Origin of the sequence: Sphingobacterium puteale, assembly GCF_050986225.1 — a bacterium.
Taxonomy (GTDB): domain Bacteria; phylum Bacteroidota; class Bacteroidia; order Sphingobacteriales; family Sphingobacteriaceae; genus Sphingobacterium; species Sphingobacterium puteale.
Genome location: NZ_CP158959.1, coordinates 4,427,137 through 4,444,598 on the forward strand (window position 1 = coordinate 4,427,137; position 17,462 = coordinate 4,444,598).

Genomic DNA, 17,462 nt, shown 5'->3' on the forward strand with positions numbered 1-17,462 from the left:
AATTTAAACAGGTCTCATGTATTATTAAACTTCGTGATTACATAATTAGGCTTAGATTATGACCCAGATGGCTTTCGCAAAATGGCCTATATCTTTTTGCGCCTGTAATATTGAAGCGTTAAGTTTAAAATAGTGACAACCCGAATTTAATTGCGGCAAATTCGTCGTTTTAAGCTCTAAATATAAAGAACGTAAATTTATTTTTTAAAGAAATCCGTCAACAACTGGTCAAGCTCCTGTACTGAATTCTCCAGACCCACTTCGTGGTTCTGGGATTGTCGCTCCGCATTTAACATCCGCGTAGCAAACTGCAATACACACATGGATAGCAGATCCTGCTTATCTCTCACAGTATAGTTTTCCTGCAATTCCTTTATTTTTTCATTTATCAATTTCGCAGCATGTCGAATCACTTCTTCCTCAGCGCTTTCCACCCTAAGGGGATAAACACGGTCTGCGATATTTATTTTTATGGAAATCTCTCCCATTTCTTTGAGCTTTTTAACGTTGTATTAGTTTAAATTCCGATGATCGCTAAATTCCAACTACTTCAACAAACTAATACACTTGTCTATTTCTCGCACAAAATCGTTAATTTTTTGTTTTGTGTCAAGTATTTTTTCATTAATTGCTTCCTTATCCGTTTCTGAATCCAAGGTTCGCGCTACTGCCAATGCCTTGACCTTCTCTTCCAGCTGCTTGCTTTTATCGTTGCTCGCATCGAAAGCCACTTTTAAGGATTGTACCTCTAATTTAAGCAAATCATTTTCTTCTTGCAAGACTTCGCACATTTGAATTAAGTTTTTCGTTTTCTCAACGATCAGATTCATTTGTGAAGACAATGTTGCCATAGCGTAAATCGAATATTACCAATTAATGTTATATCTCTGTTTAACCGCGCACTTCTGCGCTTAGTTCCTTCTCAAAATTAACAATTAATTTTTGAACTATCGCATCAATTTGTTTATCGGTCAATGTTTTTTCTTCATCTTGCAAGATAAAGCTCAGAGCATAAGACTTTTTCCCTTCCGGAATTTTATCACCTTTATACACATCAAACACATTTACTTCCTTTAAAAGCTTGCGTTCGGTCTTTTGAGCGACAAATTGAAGTTTATCAAAGCTGATATTTTCGTCAATTAATAACGATAAATCACGGCGTACCGCGGGGAATTTCGACACTTCTTTGTATTGAATGTTATTTTTACGAATGATTTTCATCAAGACATCCCAGTCAAAATCCGCGAAGAAAACCTGCCCCTCAACATCTGCTTTTTTCAAGTTGGCATGAGCTACCGCACCGAAAGACACCAGACATTTCTGGCCTTTCAGATAACTCAATCCGTAGGCAAAGTGATGGCTCGGCGCATCTTGTATTTGTATACCCTCAATCTTCAGACGTTTAACAATTGTATCAACTGCAGCTTTAAGGGTATAGAAATTAACGTTTCCCTTTTTACTATTCCACTGTTCGGCTTCTTCTCTACCGCTTATTGCAAAAGTCAAATGTTGCGTTTCTTTATATCCATCCCCATCCAACGCGTATGTTTTACCAAATTCGAAGAATTTCAGATCAAAATTTCTGCGTTTCTGATTATATTCAATGGCATTTAACACCGAGAACAACATGTTTTGACGCATGGTATCCAAATCCGAACTCAATGGATTGAACAATTTTACCGCGGTCTCGCTGTCATCCGCATAATCAAGCTTTGTCAACGAATTCGCTAATATTTCACGGAATCCGTTACCGATCAACAAATCAGCCAGCTGATTTAAGACGACTTCCTTATCTGGCTTTTCAACGGTATTTAAGGAAGCCTTAATTTGGGATTTTAGCTCAATATTATTGTAACCATAAATCCGTAATACCTCTTCGACCACATCTACTTCACGCGTTACATCGACACGATAAGCAGGCACCAAAACATCTAGCCCCTCGGCGGTCTCTGAAGCAACCTCTATACCTAATGCCACAATAATGGCTTTAATTTCTTCATTGGGAATGGCCTGTCCGATCAAACGCACCACATTCGCATAACTAACATGGAATGAAAATGGTTTGATTTCTACCGGATACTCATCTTTAATCGTAGAGGAAATCGTACCGCCTGCAATTTCCTGAATCAAGAGTGCAGCACGTTTTAACGCGTCAACAGTACTATTCGGATCTGTACCGCGCTCGAATCGGAATGAAGCGTCTGTTTTCAAGCCATGCCGTTTAGAAGTCTTACGGACCGAAACCGCATTGAAGTAAGCCGATTCAAGAAACACATTTGTCGTCTCCGTGGAGACACCTGAATGTGCACCACCAAAAACACCCGCGATACACATTGGTTTTTCAGCATCTGCAATCACCAGATCTTCAGTAGAAAGTATCCGCTCAACAGCATCCAATGTGACAAATTTTTCACCTTCTTTTGCCGTACGGACAATTACTTTATTACCTGCAATCTTATCCGCATCAAACGCATGCAATGGTTGCCCAAGATCATGCAATATATAATTGGTGATATCAACAATGTTATTGATCGGGCGTACGCCGATTACATTTAGTTTTTCCTTCAGCCAGTCTGGCGATTCACCTACCTGAACGCCAGAAATATTGATTCCACTATATCGTGGGCATGAAATAGTATCCGCAACAACAACCGCAGTTCCCACTTCTTCACCGGGCTGAAATGCAGAAAGATCTGTTTTTTTGATATTCGTACGGAAGTAAGCAGCGATATCGCGTGCCACACCTAAGTGGGAAGCCGCATCCGCTCGATTCGGTGTAAGACCAATTTCGTAGCGGTAATCATCCTGAATATTGAAATGATCTTTTACCAATGTGCCTACCGCAACATCAGCAGGTAATTCAACGATACCAGCATGGGATGTACCCAAACCGATCTCATCCTCACCACATAACATTCCTTCGGATACCTCTCCGCGTATTTTAGATTTGGTTATCTTAAATGGTTCTCCGGTCAAAGGGTGACATGTCGTACCTACTGTTGCCACAATTACCTTCAATCCGGTACGGCAATTTGGTGCGCCACATACGATATTCAATAATTCGGAAGCGCCCACATCAACTGTGGTGACGCGTAATTTATTCGCATTGGGGTGTTGCTCACAAGTTTTAACCTCGCCGACAACCAAACCATCCAATCCTCCCGGGATACTCTGTACGACATCCAGCGCTTCTACTTCCAATCCTGTATTTGTCAAGATCAAAGATAATTCCTCCGGAGTCGAATCTATATTAACGTGTTGTTTTAACCAATTATATGAAATGTTCATCTCGAATTTGATTTGATGCACAAACTTAGATAAATTTGAGGTTATATACAACGTCAATTTGGTGATCCACCCCATGGTCCCTGCATTCCATCCGCTAAGTTTTAATCCAGAGACGGGCCAGCAGGCAGGCGGGAAAATATACGTTTATCCGACACAAAAATAGATATGCGATAAAGTCTAATACGATAAATGCACATCAAATGAAGAATGTTTAACTCGAATCATCTAGAAAATTTATTGATTATGAGCGGCTTTGAGACTCCCATCCTAATACTGGCTAGACTCATCACATTTATTGACAGGAATTAACACAACTTACATTTAATTAGAAAAGAACAGCTATTTTACTCTTTTTTCAAACGAACGACCACCTTGATTTTTTAATCAAAATTCAATCATTTCCATAAAAATAATATGTAACTTTGTGCTTTAATTTGAAGAACGTTCAAAACAAACATTTATAATGATTCATTTCTTTGAGAACCCATCGAACACCGTGTATGGTGTTCAAAGCGTAAACTCTTTATCACAAGAAGACATTACTAAACTCAACTGGCTATTCGGCAACGCCAAAAAACTCGACGACCAAACCCTTAACCATTACTTTGTAGGCCCCCGCGCAGCGATGGTCACTCCTTGGAGTACCAATGCAGTAGAAATCACACAGAACATGGGTATTGAAGGAATTGTTCGTATCGAAGAATTTCAACCGGTACCAGCAGATTTCAATGATTTCGATCCAATGATTTCGCAAAAATTCAGTATGTTGACGCAAAACATGTATACAGTCAACATTAGTCCTGAAGCTATTTTGGAAATTGAAGACATTGATGCCTATAACAAATCCGAAGGATTGGCATTAAATCCGGAGGAAGTAACTTACCTCAATAACCTCGCCGTTAAATTAGGCCGTCTTTTGACAGACTCTGAAGTTTTTGCTTTTTCACAAGCCAATTCCGAACACTGTAGACATAAGATCTTCAATGGTACTTTTATCATTGACGGTGAAGAGCAACCTACTTCTCTATTTAAATTAATCAAGAAAACTTCCGAAACAAATCCCAATGAGATCGTTTCAGCCTATAAAGACAACGTAGCCTTTATTAAAGGTCCACGTGTCACTCAGTTTGCTCCTAAATCGGCCGACAAACCAGACTTTTATGAGGAAAAATCCTTTGATTCGGTCTTATCCGTAAAAGCGGAAACACACAATTTTCCAACGACTGTAGAGCCGTTTTCCGGAGCTGCTACAGGTTCCGGTGGTGAAATTCGTGACCGTATGGCCGGTGGTCAAGGTGCTATTCCTTTGGCTGGTACAGCTGTCTATATGACAGCCTACTCCCGTTTATTACAAGATCGTCCTTGGGAGAAAGCCATGCAAGAGCGCCAATGGCTTTACCAAACTCCCGTGGATATCCTAATCAAAGCTTCCAATGGAGCTTCCGACTTCGGCAATAAATTCGGGCAACCCCTAATTACAGGATCTGTACTGACCTTCGAACACGAAGAGGATGGCCGCAAACTTGGCTACGATAAGGTAATCATGCAAGCTGGCGGTGTGGGATACGGAAAATTAGATCAAGCAAAAAAACATACCCCAAAAACAGGTGATAAAATCGTCATCTTAGGTGGTGAAAATTACCGCATAGGCATGGGCGGTGCTGCTGTATCCTCTGCGGATACGGGCGCTTTCGGTTCGGGAATTGAACTGAATGCGATCCAACGCTCAAATCCGGAAATGCAAAAACGTGCAGCCAATGCCGTTAGAGGCTTGGTGGAATCAGACCATAATCCTATTGTTTCTATCCATGACCACGGCGCTGGCGGACACCTAAACTGCCTATCCGAACTGGTCGAGGAGACAGGCGGTTTAATCGACCTTGATGCGCTTCCTGTGGGTGATCCTACACTTTCAGCGAAAGAAATCATTGGTAATGAATCGCAGGAAAGAATGGGCTTGGTGATTGCTGAAGATGACATTGCAACTCTTAAACGTGTTGCTGACCGCGAGCGTGCACCAATGTACACGGTAGGTGATGTCACAGGTGACCATCGTTTTACGTTTGCTTCCAAGAGCAATGGTGCAAAGCCAATGGATTATGCTTTAGAGGATTTCTTTGGTTCATCACCAAAAACTTTTATGCGTGATAAAACCATCACCCGTAACTATGCAGATCTTAGCTATGACTCTGCCAATATCCCCAATTATTTAAATCAGGTTTTGCAATTGGAGGCAGTGGCTTCTAAAGATTGGTTGACCAATAAAGTGGACCGTTGCGTCGGTGGCCGTGTTGCCAAACAGCAATGTGCAGGCCCGTTGCAGTTGCCTTTAAATAACGTTGGCGTCATGGCTCTTGACTACAAAGGAAAAGAAGGTATCGCCACTACGATAGGGCACTCTCCTGTGGCGGCATTGATTGATCCAGCAGCTGCCAGTAAAACTGCTATTGCAGAATCATTATCAAATATCGTATTTGCGCCGATCATAAACGGTCTTGCAGGTATTTCACTATCAGCAAACTGGATGTGGGCAGCAAATAATGAAGGTGAAGACGCTAGACTTTACCAAGCCGTGAAAGCATGTTCGGATTTTGCCATCGCATTAGGAATCAATATTCCTACCGGAAAAGATTCATTGTCGATGAAGCAAAAATATCCAAATGGCGAAAATGTAATCGCTCCCGGCACATTGATTATATCTGCGGCTGGAAATTGTACGGATATTACCAAAGTAGTAGAACCTGTCTTAAACAAAAATGCAGGCTCCATCTATTACATCAACCTATCAAAAGACAACTTCAAATTAGGTGGTTCTTCTTTCGCGCAGGTTGTCAATAAACTGGGCACGGAAGTTCCTACAATCCAAGATGCTAACTATTTCAAAACAGCATTTGATACCGTTCAGCAATTAATCAACGATAACCAGATCGAAGCCGGTCATGATATCGGATCCGGTGGTCTGATCACAACATTGTTGGAAATGACATTTGCCGATGTTAACCTAGCTGCGAACTATGATCTTTCAGGTTTAAATGAATCTGACTCAGTGAAAGTGCTGTTCAGTGAAAATATCGGCCTTGTACTACAGGCGAAGGATGATGCTGTTTTCGAGCAAGCTGTCACAGAAGCTGGCGTTGATGCCATAAAAATCGGTCATGCGATCGCAGGAACTACAGTGACCATCAAAAACGGAGAAGAGAACTTCAGCTTTGATGTTGCCGCAACACGTGATGTTTGGTCAACCACTTCATTTCTATTGGATTCCAGACAATCGAAAAACGGAATGGCTCAACAGCGTTTCGATAACTATAAAAATCAACCGTTAACATTTACCTTTCCAAGTCAGTTCAATGGCAAAAAACCGGTGATTGACGGAAGTAAAGCTCGTCCAAAATCGGCCATTCTTCGTGAGAAAGGTTCCAATTCGGAGCGCGAGATGGCAAATGCGATGTTCTTGGCAGGTTTTGATGTAAAGGATGTCCATATGACAGATTTGATTTCAGGCCGTGAGACATTGGAAGATATCCAATTTATCGGTGCCGTTGGCGGATTCTCCAATTCGGATGTACTGGGTTCGGCAAAAGGATGGGCCGGAGCATTCCTATACAATGAGAAAGCAAAAAAGGCATTGACCGATTTCTTTGCGCGCCCAGACACCCTTTCAGTTGGTATCTGTAATGGGTGCCAGTTATTTATGGAATTGGAAATGATCAATCCTGAACACGAGGTTCATGGTAAAATGTTGCACAACACCTCGGGCAAACACGAATCAAATTTTGTTTCGGTGAAAGTTCAGGAAAACAACTCCGTTATGCTTTCTACATTAGCTGGAAGTACATTGGGTGTTTGGATTTCACATGGTGAAGGAAAATTCAATCTACCACTTGCAGAAGAACAATACAATATTGTTGCCAAATACGGTTATGAGCAATATCCACATAATCCAAATGGTTCGGATTACAATACAGCGATGATCTGTGATAAAACTGGACGTCACTTAGCAACGATGCCTCATATCGAGCGTTCGATTTTCCAATGGCATTGGGCAAACTATCCAAAAGGACGCCAAGATGAGGTTTCTCCTTGGTTAGAAGCATTCATCAATGCACGCAATTGGATTGACAACCAAAGCAAATAACAAACGAAAAGATAAAAGCTCCTTCATTTATGAAGGAGCTTTTTTTAGATATCCCTTTTGTATCCAGGTTTGTTCATCATATTGTCAAGGGAGTATTTTCCAGATCCCATGACCATAAAAAAGATCAACAAAAAGAATACGACTATCGAAAGCCACAATTCGGAATTCAAATAACTAAAGCCGTTAGTGATGTTGACAAAAAAGACAGCTCCCACCAGGACAGGAAACAGCAATAAGGCCGCTAAACGGGTTTGAAAACCCAAAATAAGAAATAGGCCACCGACCAGATGCGTAAAGACGACATAGTGAACAGCTCCCCATATGGACAGGTGAAAACTGCTCTGCTCAATCATGTGCTCAACCACTTGCCTATCGTTTACGAAACTTACCCCCTTCGCAAAAATCATAATGCCCAGGGCAATTCTTAGGTAATCAATCCATTGGGGGTGGTGGACGTTTCCCCAATGTTCAATTTTATGTATCAGGTTCATAATATACCTCCTTTTATAGATGGTTATAATAGCTATAACAGCTGAAACACAAAAAAGTTGTTCCTAGTATCATTTTAATACAAAAGCTATTGCGGTCACGCGGTCTGGAGAGAATCAGAATGTCGTAAGACAGATCAGGTAATCACAAACTGAATCACTAGATCCCATAATGCAGTCGTTATTAGTCCCGCTACAATACTAAAACCGATCACTAAGTTCACCAATTTTGTATTGAGGTGATATTGTTCGGCAATAATACCCGAAGTGACCAACGTAGGCATAGCAGCTTCAAAAATGCTGATCCGTGCCACAGGACCTTTTACACCCAACAGCAATGCAAATGACAAGACCAACAGTGGAGCCAAAATCAATTTATAGATCATGGCTGTACTGATCTGTGCGGCTTGTTGACGCCAGCCATCAAACTTCAATTGTAAACCGATAGAGAATAGTGCCAATGGTCCTACCGTCGCCACAAGCTTTTCAAAAAAAGGCTCGGCCATACTGAAGTCAACAAATTGGGATAACGTCAACGCGAGGAGACATCCGATCAAAGGTGGAAAAGTAATCAGCTTCCATAGCATGAATTTTGCGTCGATGGACTGCCCTTCATGCAGATTTGCTTTTAGGGCATTGATAATCCCCACAGTGGACAATAAGATAAACGTTGTCTGGTCACAAATAATAGCTATCGGCAACTGTGCCTCTCCGAAATAGGCCATAATCAACGGAAACCCAATAAAAGAGGTATTGCTGTAGCCTGCTGCCAACTCCAGACTGCTTCTGGAACGTTGTTTATAGGATTTTCGCTTACAGTACCATTCCATAAATAACCAGCTTCCAGCCCACACCAAAATCGCTGAAAAAATCGGAAACAGCATCGCTGAAGACCAGACAATCTTTGGGATATACTTGAAGGAAACTGCCGGAAGTGCAAAATAAAGGATCCAAGTATTGATTCCTTTATGCGCCTCAGCATGGATCAACTTTGCTTTTCTTAATAGCATACCAGCGCCAATACAAAACGCAATCATTATAAAATTAACCATGTTTTTCCTACCATTTAAGACAACACAAAAGTGCAATAGTAGCCCTAGGAAAAACATGTATAAATACATTATTTTTATGTACATTTATAACTATCTATCAAAAGAACATGCGAAAAAAACAATTTGAACCATTATTGATCAGCGAATTTGTGGAAGATACCTTTCACCTGCCCATGCATGAGCAGAATTACTATGAATTAGTTTACATTCGTTCCGGACGTGGGAAGCAGGTCATCAATAAATTTGAATTGGATTACGAACGTGGTGATATTTTTCTTGTTAGTCCTGCGGATAGGCACTACTTCAACATACAGGAAAAAACACACTTTCTGTTTATTCTTTTTACGGACAGCTATTTTTTGCAAAATCGACGCCAGCAAAAATTATACGCATGGATTATGGAGTTAATGAATGATAGAGGGCTAAGAGAAAATAAACTCGTCCTCACCGAACACCATCGTTTGATCTTTTCTCATCTTATGGAGGCAGTCAGGTTATACAGCCTTGCAGGAGTCAGTCAGACGGCACAGTGGCTATTTGATCAACTACTTGCCATCTTTGGACTTTATAAAGAAATATCCGAGATAAAACGCTTGCCGCAAACATATTCTCTCAGGCTGGACAGCTCGATTTCGGCTTATATCCATCAGCATATTTTTACGCCTGAGCATCTTCAGGTAAAAACAATCGCGCAGAAATTTAATATCGCTCCGACTTATTTTGGCATCTATTTTAAGAAAAATTTTGGCAATAGCCTAAGAGACTACATCAACATGTACCGCATCGAATTAATCGAACATAGACTTAAATCCACCGCATATACACTAAAACAGATTGCTCAGGAATTAGGATTTGTTGATGAAAGCCATTTGTCCCATTTCTATAAGCGTACAAAGGGATACAGTCCAAAAGCCTATAGACAACAACTGCGGAAGAAATAATCCGCCACATTACAAGAGCTAACAAACGCTTTTAATTATTTTTAGGAGATAGAATACTATAGAATTTCAATCCATTTTCTTCAAACTGCTTATAAAGGATAATCAGCACATCATTTTTAAAAGATGAGACGTTCGCGGCGAAATTCACCCAGCAGGAAACGCTTAAATAGATCATTTCTTCGCTGATATCTTGCACACTGATACCGCTATCCCGTTCTTTGACGAAATATGGACTCGCCGTCATTGCATCATTAATCCATTGCTTCGCCTGATCAAGGTCTGCCTTCCGATCAATATGAAGCACAAAACTTGCTTTGCTATACTCCTGAGATAAGGTCCAGTTGACAACCCTACCCGAAAGTAAATCACCGTTGGGAATAATCACATCAGCGCCGTCTGCGGTTTTCAATACACTGGCACGGATACCGATCTCTTTGACACGCCCTTTTTTGTCGGCCAGTTCGATCTGATCGCCCACCCGAAAAGGCTTATCAAAAACAAGAATGATCCCCGACACAAAATTATTAATGATATTTTGCATCCCTAAACCGATCCCAACACTCAATGCTCCAATGACAACGGTAAGTTTATCAAGGCTCATACCCAAAGCCGAGATAGCCATGAAAAAGCCGATCAGAATAATCGCCAAACGAAATAACGGAAAGAGCGTCATTTTCTGATTATAGGCCTGATTTAGCTGACCATCTTCACCACCGAGCACAATGAGACTGATATTCTTTTGAAACCAATTGGCTACAAGCAACAGCAGTACCGCAACAACGAGATTGCCTAAGGTAAAGGAGATGCTGCCGATGCTGCGCACCTTGCCAAAAAACGTCTCACTAAGTCCCAATAAGGTGTCAATAAACTGAAGGTTATTTGCCAGGACAATAATTGCCAACAGGACGCAAATAATACGAAGAATCTCTGTTATAATTGCCAAGGTGCGCTGCTCATTAAAGCGCATCCAGAACCCCGACACCAAACGATCCTTTTTAAATTGGTTACGGACATCTGCTTTGATCATATCAGCAAAATACTGTAAGGTAAATGACTGCACCAAACCAACCGCACATGCAATGCTGAAGCTGCGTGAATGCTCCACATGTCCAATAACGTTCAACGTAATCGCCGTAATATTTAAAATGGCAAATACAACATAGATAAAATTGCTGATATACCCCGGACTTTCGGGATTCTTAATTCGCCGCTTGGTATAACTGACCAATCCCAAGGCAATCAGATTAAAGCCTATACAAATAATACGCAAAAACAGATCGTCACTTACAATCATATTGACAAAAACATCCAACAGATAAAAGATGATCAGAATCAATGCGATATTACGTTGCTGCCCAGTGATTTTATAACGCAAGAGAAACATGAAGATTGACATGATCACCAGCTGGGAAGCCTGTAAAATGAAGGACGGTGTAAAAAAATTGACAAAAGGCAATAAGGTCAGCAGAAAAATAATAGTTTTCCCAACAATGGCATCGATGGAAAGCTTATGTTCCGGATCGTGTTGCTTCAGAATATAAGCCACCCGGACAATCCAGTACGCATAGGCCAGCCCCAGAACAATCAACAAAATCCGGCTCGCCCAATCCGTCCGGTTGACATATTTGTCTATGGATTTATTATTACTATAATTACTACGGATATTGTCCAGGAGTACGTCTTTCGAAATACTTTTCGTATTGGCTTTCCATATTGAGTTCTTGCCCGGTGCAACATCCGATTTCTTTGCAGCAGCTTTTGTTTCCGGAATCAGGTCTAATCTATTGAGATGCCGCTGATCCTTGATGATAAGCTCATCAATTGTACGATTGATCGATTCCAGGGAATCCATCTTTGCAGCCAGCCGAAGTTGGGCAGTATTAAGATATTGATGCGCGCGCGCGTGATTGCTGGCACTGATATCATATCGCTTGATGATACCCCGGATCTGATCTTGTGTGCTACTTAAACTGCCGGAATAATTTGCAATACTTCCTTTAATAGATCTCAGCTGTTTAATTTCTTCGGAAATTGCGTTTTTTATAGTCGCGACGGAGTCTTTTGCTGAATTGCCACTAACCGCCGCATACGAATTGGATCTTTCATTTAGCTGAGCCACAAATTCCGCCATTGATGCCGTACGAATATTGGACAGGAACGTCAGATTGATTTTTCGCAGGTCATTGCGCAGCGAATCATTCCCCATTCGCGTCGAATCGGTACTGAATCTTCTATTTAAACCCGTATGTGATACCGACCCGTCGGTATTGGCCATTCCTCTTCTTACCTGCACCGAATCTTGTCCGACGGCATAGAGCTGTAATGCCAATAAACTGATAACCGTAATGAAATGCTTAACGCTGCTCAATTTCATATTCCCAAATTATTAATCTCCTTCAATAATAGCCATTTCGATCTTCCAGAAGAACTACAAAACGAGGTTTCAGAAATAAACCTTTCCTATTATTTTCCAGCAAAAATAGTTTATACAAGTCTAAAATCGAATAGCATCCGATAATTTAAGTTCCTCCAGACGTTTGATCTTATCATCACGGTAAAAGAGATTCATTGTCTCAAAAGGGATTAGTTTCAGATCTTTATTGACAATATGTACGCATGATTTTTTGACCGCGCGGACATCGAAATCATAGGCATCCATAAAATTCATGATAATGATGCGGAAAAGATTATCATAATCGAGTTCAGGAGCACAGACCTCAGGCAGACAGCATAACAGCTGATTCACCTTGGGTTTTACTTTATCCACCGAAATACCAGTACTAAAAATATCCAACAACTGCATCTGAACACCGGTATCCTGCTCATATACAATGGTATTACGGGATTGATTATTTAACAGTACGGCGGGATCAATATGTCGTGTCAATGGAATCTTTTCCTCACCGATCTTTAGCACATAGCCCATCGCCAGAGCGTCCGGGTTACACGGAACCGGAATGATATCATGCGGATTCAACAAGGGATACTGATCCAGGATTTCCTGCCTGACCTCAGTCAGTGTCATTTTATGCTGTGGAGCATCCTGTGCGTTTCGTCCGGCGATCTCCACCGGCTGGAAGGTTACCCCACGGACACAACGCTGATTCAAAGCATACTCCAGTATCGCTCCGATCTCATCGTCATTGGTCCCCTTCTCCAGAACCACAACGAGCGTCGTACTCAGGTTTAATGCATTGAGCTTTTCAATCGCTTTTTTGCGCACATCAGTCAGATCCTTTCCCCTAAATTTTTCCAGTACTTCCGGACGGAAAGAATCAAATTGCAGGTAAATTTCAAATTCTGGAGCGTAGGTTGCAAGTTGTTCGGCAAATCCGGGGTCATTTGCAATTCGGATACCATTGGTATTCAGCATCAAATGTTTTATCGGTTTTGTTTTTGCGATATCCAGAATTTTAAAAAATTCGGGATGGATCGTGGGCTCTCCCCCGCTGATCTGAACAACATCCGGCTCACCTTCGCTTTCAACGATCTTGTCTAGCATACGTTCGATTTCCTCCAGCGAACGATGCCGCCCATAATGGGGTGAAGACATGGCATAGCAGGTCGGACAGGTCAGATTGCAACGATCGGTCACTTCGACGATCGAAAGGCAGCTGTGCTGCTCGTGATCAACACATAAACCACAATCGTAAGGGCAGCCATAGTGAACATCTTTGTCAAATTTCAAAGGCGTCTCAGATGCTTTATTATAGTTCCGGATATTTTTATAGTATTCCACATCAGTCGCAATCAACGTTTTGAAAAAACCGTGATCGGGGCAACTTTTGGTCATAAAGACTTTTTCATCTTCGATGATAATCTTTGCACCTACACGCGAAAGACAAGTCGGACACAAACTAATGGTATAATCGTAATAGGTGTAATTTCTAACTGGCATATATCTATCGCTATTAATTTAGTGCTATTCCACAGGCAATCCCGCCAGCGATCATTGCTCCGATACCCCCCAATAATACTTTCAGCCAAGGGTTAACATTAAATGTAGATTCCTTATTATTGGATTTTATAATCGAACCGATAATGATGACCAAAAGTGCTATTCCAATGACTACAGCACCGCCAAACAGTAAAAACAAGCCCAACATAGCTGTGTTTTCCGAACCAAATGATCCTTCGAGTAAATACATAATTTAGACCCTCCTTTCTAGGTGCGTATTCTTCAATAAATAAATATAATAAATTATCACAATAAGACAGGTAATCTGTATGGTACTGATCCCAAAAAGAATGATTGCTCTTGGCTTAATAAAATCCAATAGAAAACGAAAGCTAAAATAACTGAGCATAAAAAGTTGAAAGAGTAAACCATTCTGGAATATAAATCTTCGCTTAAACCACTGCAATGAAACAAATAACAGCATCAGAAATGCAATTTCGTACAAGGCCACCGGATGTCTTCGATAAGCATCCCCAAGGTACATCCCCAAGGGGCAGTCTGTAGGCAAGCCATAAGTCTGCTCGAATACCCCCGTGTAAAAACAACCTATCCTTCCGATCATAATCGCAACTATCAGGGGAAATACCATGAGATCGCCGGTGCTCTCTTTCTTGCCCATGATTTTTTTCATCAGTTCCACCCCGAGCAGCCCACCCGCCAAGCCGCCTACAATGGTATTATTTAACCAGATGTAACGCATTTTGCTCACCGCATTCAACAGTTCCTCTGGACGTTCCAGCGAACCAATGATATGGGATCCGATCAAGGCGCCTAAGGCCGCCGCAATAACAATCAAAAGTGAATTGGTATGCCCTAAACTCTCCTTATCTTTCCATTTCAGCAGCTGATAATAACGCATCCCCATAAACATCCCCAATCCTTCCATAAACGGATGTAAGAGGAAGGTTTTTCCAAATAGAGCAATGGTAACCGGAAATTCAATCGCTGTAAGCATAAACAAGTATACAAAAGACAATTCAGATATCTCTCACAAAAAAACAAAAGCCGGTCCATAAAATGAACCGGCTCTTTAAATCTGTTTTCGTCTAAAATCACTTCTTACAGTTGATCGCTGTAGACAAATCTGATTTCTTCTCTCAAATTATAATGGGAGGCCATGACCTCACCATAGGCTCCCGCTGAGCGGATAGCGATCAAATCCCCCCGTTTTGATACAGGCAAAGACACTTCCTTCCCAAAGCAGTCCGAGGATTCACAAATTGGCCCCACAACATCATAGTTTAGCGCTTCCGCCCCCGTGCCTTCACTGATATTTTCCATTTTATGGTAGGCCTGGTACAAAGCCGGACGCATCAATTCGGTCATTCCCGCGTCCAGTACCAAAAAGTTTTTCTTGACGCCATTCTTGACATATAATACACGGCTCACTAAGCTTCCACATTGAGCAACCAAAGCTCTGCCCAGTTCAAAATGAACTTCCTGATGTGGCTTGCGCTCCAAGAACCGGTCAAAAATGTCAAAATAAGACTCAAAATCCGGAATCGGATTGCCATCCGGGTCTTTATAGTCTATCCCAAGCCCCCCACCAACGTTCAGCACACGAATCTGTGTTCCGCGTTCCTCAAACCAGTTCTTCCACTCGTTGACCTTGACACACAAACTTTTGAATACCGTCATATCGGTAATCTGAGAGCCCACGTGAAAGTGTAACCCCACCAATTCGATAAAATCACATTTCTTGAGAACAGCTGCGCATTTCTCCAGATCCGCATTTGGAATACCAAATTTGTTCTCGTCGAGTCCTGTTGTAATATAATGGTGAGTATGCGCATCAACATTGGGATTTATTCGCAAAGCAACATTGGCTTTTACACCTTGTTTTGAAGCTAGTTCATTAATCACTTCAAGCTCCTGAATAGACTCCACATTGAACGCAAAGATATTTTGCTGTAGGGCATAATTGATCTCCTTATCCGATTTTCCAACCCCCGCAAAAGTAATATTTTGCGGTGCAAAACCACATTCGATAGCCTTTTTTACTTCGTTTCCGCTCACACAGTCCGCACCGAAGCCGATCTGTTGCACCGCTTTTAATAACACATCGTTAAAATTAGCTTTCAATGCATAATGAACATGAAATCCCCTTTTGTGGGAAGCAACATAAGCTGCTTCCAAAGTTTTGTTTAACACGGCCAAGTCATAGTAATAAAACGGGGTTTCTTTCTCTGCAAATTTTGCCGCAATAGCTGTATTTATCATATAAAACCTACTTTCTTAAAATAAACGATTATGCAATGAACGTAAAGCCTCCGTTTTATGATCCGAATTCAATAAAATGGATACATTAAAGTCCGAACCGCCATAGGAAATCATACGAACCGGAAGATGTTTTACAGCATCAAGTACACGTGCAGCATAACCATGGCTATTCAGACCGAAGTCACCGACCACACAAACAATGGTCTGGTCGCCATCTACTGTAACAGAACCAAAGTCTTCAACTTCCTTAATAATATCAGCTAAATTTGTTGTATCATCTATGGTCAACGAAACTGCTACTTCTGACGTAGTAATCATATCGATCGGTGTTTTATAGCGTTCGAAAATCTCGAAAACACGACGCAAGAAACCGTAAGCAAGCAACATCCTTGAGGAATGAATATGAATGGCGGTGATACCATCTTTTGCGGCTATCGCACGGATACAACCTTTTTGTGCACCATCTTTGCTAATTAATGTGCCTTTGGCATTCGGTTCCATCGTATTTAACAGACGGACCGGCACGTTGTATTTTTGTGCAGGAAATACAGACTGTGGATGCAATATTTTTGCCCCAAAATACGCTAATTCGGCAGCCTCGTCAAAGCTAAGGTGCGCAATTGGCGTGGTACCTTTTACGACACGCGGATCATTGTTGTGCATACCGTCAATGTCTGTCCAGATCTGAACTTCGTCGGCACGGATAGCTGCTCCGATCAATGAAGCTGTATAATCCGATCCACCGCGGCGTAAGTTATCAATTTCACCAAATGAATTTCTACAGATAAATCCTTGTGTGATAAACAAAGTATTCTCCGGGTGCTGAGCCAAAATTGTACTCAATTTTTCGCCGATATATTCCACCATTGGCTCATTGTCCTCATCGATTTTCATAAAATCCAATGCCGGCAACAAGATGGATGAGATGCCGATTTCATTGAGGTAAAAATGCCATAATGCGGTAGACATCAATTCCCCTTGTGCCAAAATAATTTTCTCTTCAATTGGCGTAAACAGCTCATTTGCCAAGCTGGAAATTAGGTTAAAATGATAGTCGATGAGCTCCTTGCCATTTTTATAGCCAGCTTCAGTATTAAAAAGTTCCTTAATAAGGTCTTCGTACTTATCCTTGTGCTTCTTGATCAAATCCTTAGCCTCGTCCTTCTTACCTACGGTGTAAGCCTGGCCAATTTCCACTAAAGCATTTGTCGTTCCAGCTACCGCGGACAACACAACGATCTGACGTTCCGAAGGGTTTACAATATCCAACAACCCTTTGATACGTACTGCACTTCCTACTGAAGTACCACCAAATTTTAAAACTTTCATACTAAAGTTACAATTATTAAATTTCTGTGCGCCAATATAGGCAATTCA

General features: G+C 41.4%; 13 protein-coding genes. 2 read left to right on the plus strand and 11 right to left on the minus strand.

All coding sequences use genetic code 11. From position 1 onward, the window contains the following. Positions 1 to 197: 197 nt before the first annotated feature. The 3 genes from ABTV71_RS18950 to pheT are packed head-to-tail and all read right to left on the minus strand — an operon-like array spanning position 198 to position 3,288. Complete coding sequence (locus ABTV71_RS18950) at positions 198 to 488, minus strand: cell division protein ZapA (RefSeq protein WP_121123591.1); 291 nt, start codon at positions 486 to 488, stop codon at positions 198 to 200. Between the two features lie 57 nt (positions 489 to 545). Further along, positions 546 to 851, minus strand: coding sequence for a hypothetical protein (locus tag ABTV71_RS18955; RefSeq protein ID WP_077432703.1), 306 nt, complete (start codon positions 849 to 851; stop codon positions 546 to 548). A 40-nt stretch (positions 852 to 891) separates the two neighbouring features. Next, a complete protein-coding gene (gene pheT / locus ABTV71_RS18960) occupies positions 892 to 3,288 on the minus strand; it encodes a phenylalanine--tRNA ligase subunit beta (RefSeq protein ID WP_433900694.1) in 2,397 nt (798 codons plus the stop codon). 463 nt (positions 3,289 to 3,751) lie between these two features. Between pheT and purL the strand changes: the two genes are divergently transcribed. Next, on the plus strand, positions 3,752 to 7,426 hold the full coding sequence (gene purL, locus ABTV71_RS18965; protein ID WP_433900695.1) for a phosphoribosylformylglycinamidine synthase: 3,675 nt from the start codon (positions 3,752 to 3,754) through the stop codon (positions 7,424 to 7,426). Between the two features lie 44 nt (positions 7,427 to 7,470). Here purL and ABTV71_RS18970 read toward each other — a convergent pair whose 3' ends face one another. Together ABTV71_RS18970 and ABTV71_RS18975 are read right to left on the minus strand one after the other, a co-directional pair. After that, positions 7,471 to 7,917 carry a DoxX family protein gene (locus ABTV71_RS18970; protein ID WP_121123595.1) on the minus strand — a complete coding sequence of 149 codons (447 nt, stop codon included), beginning with the start codon at positions 7,915 to 7,917 and terminating at the stop codon, positions 7,471 to 7,473. 134 nt (positions 7,918 to 8,051) lie between these two features. After that, entirely contained in the window at positions 8,052 to 8,966 is a 915-nt protein-coding gene (locus tag ABTV71_RS18975) for an AEC family transporter (RefSeq protein ID WP_121123597.1), read from the minus strand. A gap of 107 nt (positions 8,967 to 9,073) precedes the next feature. Between ABTV71_RS18975 and ABTV71_RS18980 the strand changes: the two genes are divergently transcribed. Further along, entirely contained in the window at positions 9,074 to 9,907 is an 834-nt protein-coding gene (locus ABTV71_RS18980; RefSeq protein ID WP_433900696.1) for an AraC family transcriptional regulator, read from the plus strand. Between the two features lie 31 nt (positions 9,908 to 9,938). Here ABTV71_RS18980 and ABTV71_RS18985 read toward each other — a convergent pair whose 3' ends face one another. From ABTV71_RS18985 to ABTV71_RS19010, 6 genes are all read right to left on the minus strand, one after another. After that, positions 9,939 to 12,281, minus strand: a complete 2,343-nt coding sequence (locus ABTV71_RS18985) for a mechanosensitive ion channel family protein (protein ID WP_121123601.1) — start codon at positions 12,279 to 12,281, stop codon at positions 9,939 to 9,941. A 120-nt stretch (positions 12,282 to 12,401) separates the two neighbouring features. Beyond that, on the minus strand, positions 12,402 to 13,805 hold the full coding sequence (locus tag ABTV71_RS18990; protein WP_433900697.1) for a radical SAM protein: 1,404 nt from the start codon (positions 13,803 to 13,805) through the stop codon (positions 12,402 to 12,404). Between the two features lie 13 nt (positions 13,806 to 13,818). After that, a complete protein-coding gene (locus tag ABTV71_RS18995) occupies positions 13,819 to 14,055 on the minus strand; it encodes a hypothetical protein (RefSeq protein WP_121123605.1) in 237 nt (78 codons plus the stop codon). A 3-nt stretch (positions 14,056 to 14,058) separates the two neighbouring features. Further along, positions 14,059 to 14,820, minus strand: coding sequence for a prolipoprotein diacylglyceryl transferase (locus ABTV71_RS19000; protein ID WP_433900698.1), 762 nt, complete (start codon positions 14,818 to 14,820; stop codon positions 14,059 to 14,061). Between the two features lie 104 nt (positions 14,821 to 14,924). Continuing rightward, positions 14,925 to 16,085 carry a diaminopimelate decarboxylase gene (lysA, locus tag ABTV71_RS19005; protein WP_121123607.1) on the minus strand — a complete coding sequence of 387 codons (1,161 nt, stop codon included), beginning with the start codon at positions 16,083 to 16,085 and terminating at the stop codon, positions 14,925 to 14,927. A gap of 15 nt (positions 16,086 to 16,100) precedes the next feature. After that, positions 16,101 to 17,414 carry an aspartate kinase gene (locus ABTV71_RS19010; protein ID WP_433900699.1) on the minus strand — a complete coding sequence of 438 codons (1,314 nt, stop codon included), beginning with the start codon at positions 17,412 to 17,414 and terminating at the stop codon, positions 16,101 to 16,103. Positions 17,415 to 17,462 lie beyond the last annotated feature (48 nt).

Excerpts from the sequence above, each read along its gene's own strand:
- ABTV71_RS18950 (WP_121123591.1), bottom strand. The coding sequence starts at position 488 with ATGGGAGAGATTTCCATAAAAATAAATATCGCAGACCGTGTTTATCCC.
- ABTV71_RS18955 (WP_077432703.1), bottom strand. The coding sequence starts at position 851 with ATGGCAACATTGTCTTCACAAATGAATCTGATCGTTGAGAAAACGAAA.
- pheT (WP_433900694.1), bottom strand. The coding sequence starts at position 3,288 with ATGAACATTTCATATAATTGGTTAAAACAACACGTTAATATAGATTCG.
- purL (WP_433900695.1), top strand. The coding sequence starts at position 3,752 with ATGATTCATTTCTTTGAGAACCCATCGAACACCGTGTATGGTGTTCAA.
- ABTV71_RS18970 (WP_121123595.1), bottom strand. The coding sequence starts at position 7,917 with ATGAACCTGATACATAAAATTGAACATTGGGGAAACGTCCACCACCCC.
- ABTV71_RS18975 (WP_121123597.1), bottom strand. The coding sequence starts at position 8,966 with ATGGTTAATTTTATAATGATTGCGTTTTGTATTGGCGCTGGTATGCTA.
- ABTV71_RS18980 (WP_433900696.1), top strand. The coding sequence starts at position 9,074 with ATGCGAAAAAAACAATTTGAACCATTATTGATCAGCGAATTTGTGGAA.
- ABTV71_RS18985 (WP_121123601.1), bottom strand. The coding sequence starts at position 12,281 with ATGAAATTGAGCAGCGTTAAGCATTTCATTACGGTTATCAGTTTATTG.
- ABTV71_RS18990 (WP_433900697.1), bottom strand. The coding sequence starts at position 13,805 with ATGCCAGTTAGAAATTACACCTATTACGATTATACCATTAGTTTGTGT.
- ABTV71_RS18995 (WP_121123605.1), bottom strand. The coding sequence starts at position 14,055 with ATGTATTTACTCGAAGGATCATTTGGTTCGGAAAACACAGCTATGTTG.
- ABTV71_RS19000 (WP_433900698.1), bottom strand. The coding sequence starts at position 14,820 with ATGCTTACAGCGATTGAATTTCCGGTTACCATTGCTCTATTTGGAAAA.
- lysA (WP_121123607.1), bottom strand. The coding sequence starts at position 16,085 with ATGATAAATACAGCTATTGCGGCAAAATTTGCAGAGAAAGAAACCCCG.
- ABTV71_RS19010 (WP_433900699.1), bottom strand. The coding sequence starts at position 17,414 with ATGAAAGTTTTAAAATTTGGTGGTACTTCAGTAGGAAGTGCAGTACGT.